8 protein-coding genes are annotated in these 11,778 nt (G+C 62.1%); 3 read left to right on the top strand and 5 right to left on the bottom strand.

Translation table 11 applies throughout. The annotated features are described in order from the left end of the window. Positions 1 to 118: 118 nt before the first annotated feature. Positions 119 to 997 (bottom strand): sterol desaturase family protein, encoded by an 879-nt coding sequence (locus G473_RS24965; protein WP_051329853.1) that lies wholly within the window; start codon positions 995 to 997, stop codon positions 119 to 121. A 134-nt stretch (positions 998 to 1,131) separates the two neighbouring features. Between G473_RS24965 and G473_RS0103795 the strand changes: the two genes are divergently transcribed. Next, positions 1,132 to 2,109 carry a patatin-like phospholipase family protein gene (locus G473_RS0103795; RefSeq protein ID WP_029012006.1) on the top strand — a complete coding sequence of 326 codons (978 nt, stop codon included), beginning with the start codon at positions 1,132 to 1,134 and terminating at the stop codon, positions 2,107 to 2,109. Positions 2,110 to 2,163: 54 nt separating this feature from the next. Here the strand turns inward: G473_RS0103795 and G473_RS0103790 are convergent, their stop codons facing one another. Further along, entirely contained in the window at positions 2,164 to 2,652 is a 489-nt protein-coding gene (locus G473_RS0103790; protein WP_029012005.1) for an RNA pyrophosphohydrolase, read from the bottom strand. Between the two features lie 300 nt (positions 2,653 to 2,952). Here G473_RS0103790 and G473_RS0103785 point away from each other — a divergent pair, with 300 nt between their 5' ends. After that, entirely contained in the window at positions 2,953 to 6,453 is a 3,501-nt protein-coding gene (locus G473_RS0103785) for an indolepyruvate ferredoxin oxidoreductase family protein (protein ID WP_029012004.1), read from the top strand. A 135-nt stretch (positions 6,454 to 6,588) separates the two neighbouring features. Here the strand turns inward: G473_RS0103785 and G473_RS28955 are convergent, their stop codons facing one another. The 3 genes from G473_RS28955 to galU all read right to left on the bottom strand — a co-directional run bounded on the left by G473_RS28955 (position 6,589) and on the right by galU (position 10,611). Then, entirely contained in the window at positions 6,589 to 7,980 is a 1,392-nt protein-coding gene (locus G473_RS28955; protein ID WP_084437616.1) for a methyl-accepting chemotaxis protein, read from the bottom strand. 247 nt (positions 7,981 to 8,227) lie between these two features. Next, positions 8,228 to 9,622 (bottom strand): phosphoglucomutase/phosphomannomutase PgmG, encoded by a 1,395-nt coding sequence (gene pgmG / locus G473_RS0103775; RefSeq protein ID WP_029012003.1) that lies wholly within the window; start codon positions 9,620 to 9,622, stop codon positions 8,228 to 8,230. A gap of 119 nt (positions 9,623 to 9,741) precedes the next feature. Then, entirely contained in the window at positions 9,742 to 10,611 is an 870-nt protein-coding gene (gene galU / locus G473_RS0103770) for a UTP--glucose-1-phosphate uridylyltransferase GalU (RefSeq protein ID WP_029012002.1), read from the bottom strand. 440 nt (positions 10,612 to 11,051) lie between these two features. On the opposite strand from galU, the gene G473_RS0103765 reads away from it, so the two are divergent. Beyond that, complete coding sequence (locus tag G473_RS0103765; protein WP_029012001.1) at positions 11,052 to 11,699, top strand: LuxR C-terminal-related transcriptional regulator; 648 nt, start codon at positions 11,052 to 11,054, stop codon at positions 11,697 to 11,699. Positions 11,700 to 11,778 lie beyond the last annotated feature (79 nt).

Raw genomic sequence — 11,778 nt, 5'->3', positions numbered from 1 at the left:
GCCATCGTTGTCGCCGTCGCCCCGGCTGCGGCCAGGGTCCAGAATCATGGGTTGGTACCCGACGAAACTGGACCCCGGCCGCAGCATGGGTGACGGTGTAGGTTGATCCAACCTAACTCTAGCCCAGCTTCTTGGCCCAGAAGTCCCGCCGCGCCCAGGCCTGGAACGGATAGGCGAGCTGGCCCAGGAATGTCTCCGGCACGGCATCCTTGCAGCCGATATTGACCGGCGGCTTGCGGTCGCTGGGCAGCAGGCGGGTGCCGAACAGCACGTCCCAGATGATCAGATTTTCCCCATAATTGCAGTTCCCCTCGATCGGGTCGCGATTATGGTGCCAGCGGTGCAGTTCCGGCGTGCTGAACACCCAGTTCAGCGGGCCGCAGCGCATATCCACATTGCAGTGGGTCAGGAAGCCGATATAGGTCGTGATCGCCAAGACCCACAGGATCACATCCTTCGGCGCACCGGCCACCCAGGCGACGGCCATGGCGAAACCGGTCTTCCACAGGGAATCCAGGAAGTGGAACCGACCGGTATTGACGATCCACAGCTTGGTGACGCTGTGATGGATGGCATGCCAGTGCCAGATGGCGCGGAATTCATGGGCGGTGCGATGCGCCCAGTACAGGCCGAACTCGGCCACCACCAGGGCCAGCGACACCTGCGCCCAGAGCGGCCAATGACCGGGCCACCAGCCGGACGCCGCTTCCGGCCCGGCCTGGCTGACGCCGGCAATGGCGACCGTCGCCGCGATCACCTGTCCCAGCCCCTTGTTCAGCACCGTATGGGCGATATCGTTGAAAAGCTGGCCGTCGCTGGGCATCCAGCTCTGCTCATAGGGCAGCACCCGCTCCAGCACCAGCAACACGGCCGCCAGACCGAAATAGGTCAGGTTGAAAGCCAGCACCGCATGGCCTGATTGCCATCCGATCCAGTAGCCTGCAATGCAGAGCCCCAGCAGTCCCGGCCAGAGCAGACGGGCGGTTATCGCGCGCATCAGTCTTCCTTTTGGCGTAATGTAATGGGCTTATTGCCGCGTCGGTGCCTGGGGTGCAAGTAAACATATCCCAACGCGGCAATCCGTCTCCATCGGGGCGATACCTTTGCCCCTCTTTCCATCGGTGCGGTGACATGAAGATCGGCTTGGCTCTGGGCAGCGGCGCGGCGCGCGGATGGGCCCATGTGGGTGTCCTGCGGGCGCTGAATGAGATTGGCCTGAAACCGGATATTCTCTGCGGCACCTCTGTTGGTGCCGTGGTCGGTGCTGCCTTTCTGACCGACCAGTTGGAAGCCTTGCAGGAATATGCCCAGAGCTTCGGCATGCTGGGGGCCTTGAAACTACTGGACATCACCTTTTCCCGTGGTGGGCTGGTCAGTGTGGAAAAGGCCTATGAGATGTTCCGCAACCCGCGCACCGATGTGCCGATTGAAAGCCTGCCCATCCCCTTTGCCGCCATCGCGACTGATCTTTCCACCGGGAAAGAGGTCTGGCTGCGGGAAGGGCATATGCTGGATGTGGTGCGGGCTTCAGCCGCCATTCCCGGCCTGTTCCCGGCTGTGCCTTTCCAGGGCATGTGGCTGGCGGATGGGGCGCTGGTCAACCCGGTGCCGGTCTCGCTCTGCCGGGCGCTGGGGGCGGAAGTGGTGATCGCCGTCAATCTGAATGGCGACCTGTCGCAATTCCCCCGCCTGTCCAAGGCGCAGTTGGGGCCGGTCAGCGTCTCCCTGCCTGATCACACGATTGATGATGAGGCCAGCGCCGCCGCCGATCCGCCGGCCCCGCCGCGCGGATCGGGGGTGAAGCCGCTGGCCCAGCTTGCCGCGACGCTGAACGCGATGGGGGAGCGGACAAAGTCGCTCGCCGCCCAGTTCCGCGCGCCCAAGCAACCCACGCCCAATATCCTGGAAGTGATGGCCAGTTCCATCGACATCATGCAGGACCGCATCACCCGGTCCCGTCTGGCGGGGGAACCGCCGGACGTGCTGCTGACGCCGCGCATCGGCCATATCGGCATCCTGGATTTTGAGCGGGCGGAAGAACTGATCCAGCTTGGCTATACCGCCACCATCGCCATGCGCCCGGCGATTGAACTGGCGATGCAGCGGTAAAGGTTTTGCCCTTCCCCCGGCGGCTCTGCTTGGCCGGGGGAAGGGTAGAGCCTATCAGACCGGCACGGCAAGATGGCGGAACTCCGCCACCACCGCGTCATAGATCGCCCGTTTGAAGGGGACGATCAGGCGCGGCAGCGCCTCCACATCCACCCATTGCCAGGCATCAAATTCCGGATGTTCGGTGGCGATGTTGATATCGCTGTCCGACCCGGTGAAGCGGCAGGCGACCCATTTCTGCGTCTGCCCGCGATATTTACCGCCCCAGACCCGCCCCAGCAGATGGGGTGGCAGGTCATAGGAGAGCCATTGCCCGCTTTCCGCCAGGACGACGGCCTTGGCGGTGCCGATCTCTTCCTCCAGCTCCCGCAGGGCGGCGATGGCAGGCGTCTCCCCCTCATCAATTCCGCCCTGGGGCATCTGCCAGGCATCGGGCGTGTCGGTGCGCTTGGCAACGAAGATACGGCCCTGCCGGTTGATCAGCATGATGCCGACACAGGGGCGGTAGGGAAGTTTGCTGTAATCGGGCTTGGCCATGGCCATATGTTCCGTATGGGCTGCTGTTTTCCCGACCCTAGCCGAGATCGGGGCCAGCCGTCACCTGGGATGCATGGCCCGAATCGGCGGATGGGCGTGCGGCATCATGCGCCGCACCACCGCAGTGCGGCAGTAAGGAACGTTCCGGTTGAGACGGTTTCTTGCACGATCCGCCTCCTCAGATGCGTCGATTTGGATCGAAAATAAGTCAGTAGCATTGACCTATTTTTTGACGTTACGCTTTTGGTCAACAGGGACATGCTATCGATCCGCTCTGACGGGCCGATATTGAATCGAGGGGACGACATGACCAACGCCGCCCGCAAGCTCGCCACCGTTTCATTGGATGACAAATACGCCCTGGAACAGGGCACGGCCTTCATGAACGGCACGCAGGCGCTGGTGCGGCTGCCCATGCTGCAGCGGCAACGCGATCTGGCGGCGGGCTTGAACACGGGCGGCTTCATCTCCGGTTATCGTGGCTCTCCCCTGGGGGCCTATGATCAGGCGCTATGGCAGGCCCGGAAGTTCCTCGCCAAGGGCAATATCCATTTCCAGCCCGGCGTGAATGAGGAGTTGGGGGCCACCGCCGTCTGGGGCAGCCAGCAGGTGAACCTGTGGAAAGGTTCCACTGTCGATGGCGTCTTTGGCATCTGGTACGGCAAGGGGCCGGGCGTTGACCGCTCCATCGATGCCATCAAGCACGCCAATTTCGCCGGCACCAGCCGCCATGGTGGCGTGCTGGCCTTTGCCGGCGATGACCATAGCTGCAAATCCTCCACCCTGCCGCATCAGTCCGACCATGCTTTCATCCATGCCTTCATGCCGGTGATCAACCCGGCCGGCGTGCAGGAATTCCTGGATATGGGGCTGATCGGCTTTGCCCTGTCGCGCTATGCCGGCACCTGGGTTGGCTTCACCACCATTGCCGATACCATCGACACCACCGCCATTGTCAGCCTGGACCCGCAGCGGGTGAACATCGTGGAGCCGACGGATTTCGCCCTGCCGCCCGGCGGGCTGAATATAAGGCTGCACGATACCCCGCTGATCCAGGAAGCGCGGATGATCGACTGGAAGCTGAATGCTGCCAAGGCGTTCGCCCGTGCCAACAATCTCGACAAGGTCGTCTTTGGCCACCCGTCGCCCCGGCTGGGGCTGGTCACCATCGGCAAATCCTATCTGGACGTGCGCCAGGCCCTGGATGAGCTGGAGATTGGGGAGGAACTGGCGCGCGAACTGGGCCTGGGCATCTATAAGGTCGCCATGGCCTGGCCACTGGAGCCCGAGGGCATGCGCGCCTTTGCCCAGACCACCGAGGAATTGCTGGTGGTGGAGGAAAAGCGCTCCTTGCTGGAAAGCCAGATCAAGGAACAGCTTTTCCATTGGGACCGCCGCCCCCGCGTGCTGGGCAAGACGGACCATACCGGCCAGCCGCTTTTCACCGAAAAGGCGGAACTGAACCCGATCGATATTGCCCGCGTGCTGGGGGCAAGGTTGCTCTCCTTCGGCCCCAATGATTATGTCAGCGAGCGGCTGGCACGGATTGAGGCGCGGATGGCGCGGGCCGCATCCTCCTCCACTGTCGTCCGCACGCCGTTCTTCTGCTCCGGTTGCCCGCACAATACCTCCACCAAGCTGCCAGAGGGCAGCCGGGGGCTGGCCGGCATCGGCTGCCATTACATGGTCACCTGGATGGGCCGGAACACCGATGTGTTCAGCCAGATGGGCGGCGAGGGCGTACACTGGATCGGCCAGAACAATTTCACCGAGGAAAGCCACGTCTTCGCCAATCTGGGCGACGGCACCTATTTCCATTCCGGTATTCTGGCCGTGCGCGCCGCTGTTTCGGCCAAGGTGAACATCACCTACAAGATCCTCTATAACGACGCCGTGGCCATGACCGGCGGTCAGCCGGTGGATGGCACGCTGTCCGTCTTCGACATCGCCCAGCAACTGGATGCGGAAGGGGTCAGCCGAGTCGTCGTTGTCTCCGACAATCCGGACAAGTACGGGCTGGGGCGTGGCCTGCCGCACGGCACCAAGATTTTCCACCGCGACGAGCTGGATCAGGTTCAGCGCGACCTGCGGGAGGAAAAGGGCGTCACCATCCTGATCTATGAACAGACCTGTGCGGCGGAAAAGCGCCGCCGCCGCAAGCGCGGCAAGTTCCCCGATCCGGCCAAGCGGGTGGTGGTGAATGAACTGGTCTGTGAAGGGTGTGGCGATTGCTCGGCCAAGTCCTCCTGCCTGTCCGTGGTGCCGGTGGAGACGGAGTTCGGCCGCAAGCGCCAGATCGACCAATCCAGCTGCAACAAGGATTTCTCCTGCCTGAAGGGCTTCTGCCCCAGCTTCGTGACGGTCGAGGGCGGTTCCTTGAAAAAGCCAAAGCCGGCGGCAAAGAAGGATGGGGATGAGTGGGGGCCGCTGCCCCAGCCGGAAATCCCCACGCTGGACCGGCCCTGGAACATCCTGGTCACCGGCATTGGTGGCACCGGCGTTGTCACCATCGGCGCCATCCTGGGCATGGCCACGCATCTGGAAGGGCGCGGCTTCACCGCCATGGATATGGCAGGCCTGGCGCAGAAGGGCGGTTCCGTCACCTCCCACCTGCGCATTGCTGAGCGGCCGGACCTGATCCATGCCAACCGCATCGTTGCCGGCGGGGCCGATCTGGTGCTGGCCTGCGATATCGTGGTGGCGGCCAATGCCGATGCCATCTCCAAGATGGCACCGGGCCGCACCAAGGCGGTGGTGAACACGGCGGAGAATGTCACCGCCGCCTTCATCACCAACCCCGACGCCACGGTGCCCTCGGGCAGCCTGACCCGCACCATCGCCAATGCCCTTGGTGGGACGGAGTCGGTGCAGGCGCTGGATGCCGCGAAGATCGCCACGGCGCTGTGCGGTGACAGCATCGCCACCAACCTTTTCATGCTGGGCTATGCCTGGCAGAAGGGACTGATCCCCACCAGCGCCGAGGCCATCGAGAAGGCCATTGAGATGAACGGTGCGGCGGTGAAGATGAACACCGACGCCTTCCGCTGGGGCCGCCGCGCCGCCGTGGATCTGCCCCGTGTGATCGATGCCGCCACGCCCAAGGCCGATACCTCTGGTGCCTTTGCCCACCGTAAACTGTCGGAAAGCCTGGAAGAGATGGTGGAACGCCGCATGGCCTTCCTCACTGACTATCAGGACGCTGCCTATGCTGGCCGCTACAAGGCGCTGGTGGAGCGGGTGCGTGCGGTGGAAACCCAGCGCACGCCCGGCCGTGATCAGCTTTCCAGAAGCGTCGCCCGCTATCTGTTCAAGCTGATGTCCTACAAGGATGAATATGAGGTAGCACGCCTCTATACCGATGGCCGCTTCATCGATCAGGTGAAAAGCCAGTTCGAGGGCGATTATAAGCTGAAATTCCACCTTGCCCCGCCGGCCACGGCGCAGATTGATCCGGTGACCGGCCATCTGAAGAAGCAGGAATTCGGCCCCGCCATGATGCTGGGCTTCCGCCTGCTGGCGAAGATGAAGGGGCTGCGCGGCACCCGCTTGGATATTTTCGCCCGCAATCCGGAACGGCAGATGGAACGCCAGTTGATCAGCGATTATGTCGCTGTGGTGGAGGAGTTGCTCGCCGGTCTGTCACCGGCCAACCACGGTCTGGCGGTAGAAATTGCCAGCGTGCCGGAGGATATCCGCGGCTTCGGCCATGTGAAGGAAGAGCATCTGAAAAAAGCGAAGGCGGCAGAGGCCGACCTGCTTTCCCGCTGGCGCCACCCGTCGCCGACCATCAGTGCGGCGGCGGAGTGATACCAATCCGCCTAAGGTTGACCTTTCGGCGGATTGGAGGCCGGCGACCGCCGGCCCGCCGCACGTGCGGCGTAAGCCAAGCTGCCGCAGGCAGCGCCCGGCGCATGAGATACCGTGTTGGGTGGCAGGCGGCGCTTACGGGCGCCCGGCCATGAAGGCCGCCACCTTTTCCCGAAGCTGGCGGAAATTGCGATCCAGATCAGCCGTTGCCATCAGCATGGTTTCCGATCCTGCACCGGTCCGGGCTGCCATGGCGCCGACATTCTCCACATTATCGGCCAGTTGCCGGACGCCTGCTGCCACACTGTCAGCGCGGCTGGCTATGTCGCGCGTGGTGGCACCCTGTTCTTCGGTGCTGGCGGCGATGGCGCTGGAAATTTCCTTCATCTGAGCCAGCACTTTGCTGACCGTCTGAATGGCGTCCACGCTCATATGCGATTGGTGCTGGATGCCGGCAATCTGCTCGGCAATCTCTCCGGTCGCGCGGGCGGTCTGGGTTGCCAGATTTTTCACCTCACCGGCCACTACGGCAAAACCCTTGCCGGCATCCCCGGCGCGGGCGGCCTCAATCGTGGCGTTCAGCGCCAGAAGATTGGTCTGGCTTGCGATTTCATTGATCAGGTTGACCACGGTACCGATCTTCCCGGCCATATCAGCCAGCCCCTGAATCAGTTCGTTGGCATGGCGCGACTCGTCTTCCGCCGTATTGGAAATGCTGGTCGCATCGGCAACGCGGCGGTTGATCTCGTTAATGGAGGCAGAAAGCTGCCCGGCTGCTGCCGCTACTTCCTGGGTATCGGCAGAAACACGTCTGGCCGCATCGCCGGCGTCCCGCATCTGGGCTTTGCCTTGTTCCGCCAGATCGGCATTCTCCGTCGCGGCCTGCTGCAAGGCGGTGGAGGCGTCGGCGAAGCCGTCGACGACCAGATTGACCTCTGTCGCGAGCCGGCTGCTCTGTTCCCTGGACCGCCACAGATCGGCAATATCCTTCCAATAGACCAGCACATGGATATCGCCCCCCATATCGAAGGGGATCAGGGTCACTTCCACGGGGAGTGGGGTGCCATCCAACGCCTGATGCTGCCATTCGAAGCGGCGGAAGCCATCGCGGATCGCTTCTTTCAGATAGGCGCCGGCCACGTCGGCGGAGACGCGCCCGTCAGGCTGCCGCTCCGGTGATAACGCACCCGGCAGCACGCCCCGCAACTGTTTGACATCCTTGGCTTTGATGAATTTCAGTGCGGCTTCGTTGGAGATCACAAAGCTGGTGGCATTGGCGACCAGCACGGGGTCTGGCGACTTGTCGAAGGCGATACGGCGGAGGGTTTCCATCAACTCTTCCTCCTTGGAAAGAGTGGACCCCACCGTTGCGGATGAGCGCAGCCGGAAGGCCGCCAGGATAGCACCCAGACCGATCGCCAGTCCCAGCCAGAACAAGCCGCCGGACAGGGTGCCACCCCCCACCAGAAGGGCGATTATCAGACCGCCCGCCGCCAATCCGATCTGTAGCATTTTATCTTTTTGCATCAAATTCCTACCCCGTTTCGTCCCACGGCAAGAGAGGGATATAGATCAATTAAATTTATATATTCGAACTATACTATTGCTTGGAATGCTGAGCCGCCCTCCGAAAGTTGCGCAGCGGTCGGGCGTGGAAACTGTCTTTTTCTCAGGGCTTAACCAGCCAGGGCCCGCGCATGCGGGAGTTCTCCAAAGAAAAACCCGCCACCCCAAAGGGGTGGCGGGTTTCTTTTTTCAAAACGGAAGTGGGGTATCAGAAATCCGCTGGCGCTTCGATCCCGCTGGTGGCCAGTTCGGCCTTGATGAAGCCCTTCAGCCGTTCCAGCCCTTCCGGGCTGTAGGCTTCGGCGCGGGCGACCAGCACGTCCTGGGTGTTGGAGGCACGCAGCAGCCACCAGCCATCCTTGGTCTTCACGCGCACGCCGTCGATATCATTTACCTCGTCGCCGCTGGTGGCAGCGGCAGCCTTGACGCGGGCCTTGATCTCCTCAACCGAGGCGAACTTGCGCTCTTCCGACACCTGGAAGCGGACTTCCGGCGTGTTCAGCACCTCGGGCAACTCGTCGCGCAGGGTGGACAGGGCCCCCATACGGCTGACCTGGCCGATCAGGCGTACGCCGCAATAGGGCGCATCATCATAGCCGTAATATTTATCGGCGAAGAAGATGTGGCCGGACATTTCACCCGCCAGCGGGCTGTTGGTTTCCGCCATCTTCGCCTTCAGCAGCGAATGGCCCGTCTTCCACATCAGCGGCGTGCCGCCCAGCTTGGCGATCTGGTCGAACAGGGTCTGGCTGGCCTTCACATCGGCGATGATGGTGGCGCCGGGATGGTCGCGCAGCACATCCTTGGAATAGATGGCGACCAACTGGTCACCCCAGATGATGCGGCCCTTTTCGTCCACGGCGCCGATACGGTCAGCGTCGCCGTCAAAGGCGATGCCCAGATCGGCCCCCAGTTCCTTCACCTTGTGGATGATGTCCTCAAGGTTTTCCGGGATGGTCGGGTCGGGATGGTGGTTGGGGAAATCGCCGTCGATATCATCGAACAGCAGCGTGTGCTTGCCCGGCAGCTTGGCGACCAGACGGCGCAGGATTTCGCCCGCCGCGCCATTGCCATTGTCCCAAACGACATTCAGGTCCTTTACACCATCATAATCCTGGACCAGACGGTCGACATAGGTGTCCTGGATGTCGATGGTTTCTTCCGAACCGTCGCCGGTGGCGAAATCGCCTGCCGCCGCGATGGTGCCAATTTCCTGGATCTGGGCGCCATAGACGGGGGCCTTGCCCATCATCATCTTGAAGCCGTTATAATCTGGCGGATTGTGGGAGCCGGTGATCATCAACCCGGCATCCAGCTTCAGATGGCGTACGGTGAAGTAAAGCATGGGCGTGGGGCCAAGGCCGATGCGCACAACATGCAGGCCGGTAGATTTCAGCCCTTCCACCACGGCCTGTTCCAGTTCCGGGGAGGAATGGCGGCCATCATAACCAATGGCGACTTTGGTGCCGCCCTGGCGGACGACCTGGGTGCCGAAACCGCGCCCGATGGCGCGGGCATCGTCGGCATTCACCGTCTTACCGATAATGCCGCGGATATCATATTCGCGCAGCACCGTGGGGTGGAACTGATGCGCCAGGGTCATGATTTCGTCACCTGATCAATGGTTGGTTGTGGCGTTGCCGCCAGGATAATCCAAAAAAACCCGCCAACCCAAGGGGGCTGGCGGGGTAATTATAATTTACCCTCCCCCAAGGGGGCGGATTACAGCATGTCCTTCAAGGCCGCGCGCACCTTGCCGGCCATGTCGGGCCGCTCCAGCGCGTAGGCGACATTGGCCAGAACGAAGCCCAGCTTGTCGCCGCAATCGAAGCGGCGGCCTTCGAACTTGAAACCGTGGAACGGTTGATTGCCGATCAGCTTTGCCATGGCGTCGGTCAACTGGATTTCGCCGCCGGCACCCTTCTCAAAGACGGAGAGATGCTGGAACACTTCCGGCTGCAGGATATAGCGGCCCTGGATAGACAGGTTGGAGGGGGCGGCTGCGGGTTCCGGCTTTTCCACCAGCCCCTTCACCGCGACCAACTGGCCATCTTCACTGCCAATATCCAGGATGCCGTACTTATTGGTCTGCTCCCGCGGGACCTCGAAGACGGACAGGATATTGCCGCCGACCTGCTCATAGGCGTCCATCATCTGCGCCAGGCAGGGCCGGTCGCCCAGCACCTGTTCGTCGGGCAGCAGCACAGCGAACGGCTCATTGCCGACAAATTCGCGCGCGCACCAGACAGCATGGCCCAAGCCCAGCGGCTGGGCCTGACGGACATAGGACAGGAAACCCGATTCGATCTGGATATCCTCAACGATCTTCAGCAGATCGTTCTTGCCGCGATGGCGCAGTGTCTCGTTCAGCTCATAATTGAGGTCGAAATGGTCTTCCAACGGGCTTTTGCCGCGGCTGGTGACGAAGCAGAATTGCTCAATCCCGGCCGCCTTGGCTTCGTCCACCGCATGTTGGATCAGCGGACGGTCGGCGAGTGGCAGCATTTCCTTCGGAATGGCCTTCGTGGCCGGCAGGAAGCGGGTCCCCAGACCCGCGACAGGAAATACGGCCTTGCGCACTTTCTTGGGCATCTATGGTCCCTATGAATAACAGCCATGGAGTGAATGACCCGAGCCCCGGTAAAGATACCAGCGCCCGAAACTGTTGTGCCACGGCGCACCATTGCCCGCAACACGGCTGGATGGCAAATGGTTCCGCCCCATCAGCCTCGCTATCATTGATCAAACCCTGTCCGGCATAGTTGCGTCAACTTAAAGCCTAGGTGGGTATAGGCCACAACGGATAGGGTGAGGGGATTTCCGATACCCGGTGAACATGTTAATCCTTTGGTCACGGGTTTTTTGGCGACCGCCGCAGGTTATTTGGCGGTAACAACAGACAAACACTGGATTTTGTTTTATTAAGGGAAGAATCCCGCTGATATGGTGTCCACGCGGGTCGCCGACATGGGTGGCCGCGGCGGGTTCCATACTGGAGGGAACCCCTTTTGCCCCTGGGGTTAGGACCAGAGATGAATATCCTGATTGGTGACGATCATCTGCTTTTTCGTGAAGGTCTCTGCCGGCTGCTGTTGCAGTTGGACGAGAAGGCCGCCTTCGTAGAGGCGGGCACTTTCGATGAGGTGCTGGAGCTGGCGCGGGGCGACCAGGAATTCGACCTGATCCTCATGGACCTGCAAATGCCCGGGTTTCCGGGCTTCAGCGGTATCCAGGAAATCTGCGAAACCCAGGCGGGTACGCCGGTTGTTATCGTCTCCGCCTCCGAATCGCAGGCCGATGTGCGGGCGGCGCTGGATGCGGGGGTTTCGGGTTACATTCCCAAAAGCTCCAGCGTCAAAATCATGCTGAGCGCGCTGAACCTCGTCTTCTCCGGCGGCATCTATGTGCCGCCTGCGGCCTTGCAGGCGGAAGCGACCGGCTCGGGTGGCGGCAATAGCGGCCAGGGCAGCGGGTCCGGCGGTGCCGGTTCCCCCAACCTGACCCAGCGCCAGCGCGACGTGCTGCGCTGCCTGCGGGAAGGCAAGTCCAACAAGCAGATCGCTTATGAACTGGGCCTGTCTGAGGGCACGGTGAAGATTCATGTTACCGCCGTGATGCGCAGCCTGGGCGTTCGCAACCGGACGCAGGCGGTGATCGCGTCGGCGGACATCCTGCCCTGACATTTCTCCGCTGAACCAGCGCGCCTGCGCCATGGTAGATGTCGGGCTGGAAATGGCCGGGCCGGCATCGCAGGAAGCG

The sequence above is a fragment of the Niveispirillum irakense DSM 11586 genome (assembly GCF_000429645.1).
Lineage (GTDB): Bacteria > Pseudomonadota > Alphaproteobacteria > Azospirillales > Azospirillaceae > Niveispirillum > Niveispirillum irakense.
The sequence above is the reverse complement of the archived record's forward strand: the minus strand, read 5'-3'. Positions and strand labels throughout refer to the sequence as shown.